The 1,739-nt window shown below is 34.8% G+C and carries 1 protein-coding gene; it reads left to right on the forward strand.

The annotated features are described in order from the left end of the window. Positions 1-155: 155 nt before the first annotated feature. Positions 156-1,739: IS1182 family transposase (locus FFX44_RS12530; RefSeq protein ID WP_289981755.1), on the forward strand; the 1,584-nt coding region annotated here is incomplete at its 3' end.

Genomic DNA, 1,739 nt, shown 5'->3' on the forward strand with positions numbered 1-1,739 from the left:
GGGGCTGTGCCATAAGTCCTAAGTAAAAGAGCCACATTAGAAAAAATAATAATTTTTCTAGTGTAGCTCTTTTGGTATAATTGAAAATAAAAAAAGCACTGGTTGCAGCCAGCACCTTCAAAAACAATACACCTTACATAGAAAGGATATCCAACATGTATAATAATTATAACATAAATCAGACCGTACTTAGTATCAAAACTGACTGGGAACCAAAAGAAAATCATCCTGCGCGGATGATTAATCAAATAGTTGAAGATCTTAAAATTAAAGATCCCTATATCTTTGGACGTCCGCGTAAATATGATTTACGTGTACTGTTAAAATTAATTTTGTTTGCGTACACAAAAGGTATCTTCAGTAGCCGTCGGATTAATACTCTGGCAGAAGAGAACTTAGCAGCTCGCTGGCTGACACAAGAGCAAGTTCCAGCTTACCGAACAATTTGTCGTTTTAGAATTTCAGATGAAGTTGAGAGCTTGATCAATCAATGTATTCAAAAACTAATCAGGTATCTAAAGAAAAATAATTTTATTGATGAGGTTACCTTTATTGATGGAACTAAAATTTTAGCTGATGCCAATAAATATAGTTTTGTTTGGCGCAAGAATACTGTTCGTTTTGACAGGCTTAATCGCTCCGCGATTATATCTCTTTTGGAAGAATTAAATGAAGCTAAGTTTAAATGTCAGTTACCAGCAGAAACAGATCTTACTTTGGAAATGCTTGATGAAATTATCTTGCGATTAGAGAATAATTTGAAGGATCTGAATAAAAAAATTGAAAAAGAGTACACTTCTCCAAACCCAGACAAGTCTAAACGTCGAAAACTGAAATCGTTAAAAAGAAAACTTGGGTTACGCCAAACTAAGTTATTAGAACATAAAATACAAGCTGGAATCTATGGTAAACGAAATAGTTATTCGAAAACAGATCATGATGCAACTTTTATGCGTGTTAAAGAAGATTCAATGCTCAATGGGCAGCTAAAACCAGCTTATAATCTACAGATTGCCACGAGTAACCAATTTGTAACTGCCTTTGATATTTTTCAAAATCCAGGAGATACCAAAACATTAATTCCTTTTTTACAGCAGCAAAAATCAGCTGGAACTTTAGGTAAGTATATTGTGGCTGATGCAGGATACGGTTCAGAATCAAATTATCGATACCTTGAAGATGAGCTATCTGAACATACAGCGTTAATTCCATATGGAACAATGCTGAAAGAAAATAGTCGCAAATGGCAAAGTGACGACCGCAAGGTCATGAATTGGGCATATCATCCTAAAGACGATTATTTTATTGATCCACAAGGAGTTAGATTTAGTTTTTATGCTTACCGTAAGCGCAAAGACAAGTACGGATTTGTACGTGAATTTAAAGAGTATAAGGCAAACAAATATGATAGGGATTTTCAAGTTGATCACCGAGCTTTCACTAAAAACGGAAATCCTCGTAAAATAAATATCAATGGCGCATGGGAATATTTCAAAGCCAAAGAACGCAAGTTGCTTTCAAATCACCAAACTGGTTCAATTTACGGACGACGTAAAATAGATGTCGAATCAGTTTTTGGTGGATTGAAGGCTTGTTTGGGTTTTAAAAGATTTTCTGTTAGAGGTCTTGAAAAGGTAAAAAGAGAAGCTGGAATTGCCTTGATGGCAATGAATATTAGAAAATTGGTAGCGAAGGGCACCAATCATAACTGTTTTATAAACCCAAAGAAGAGATTAGTG

Origin of the sequence: Lactobacillus sp. UCMA15818 (assembly GCF_030400225.1) — a bacterium.
Taxonomy (GTDB): domain Bacteria; phylum Bacillota; class Bacilli; order Lactobacillales; family Lactobacillaceae; genus Liquorilactobacillus.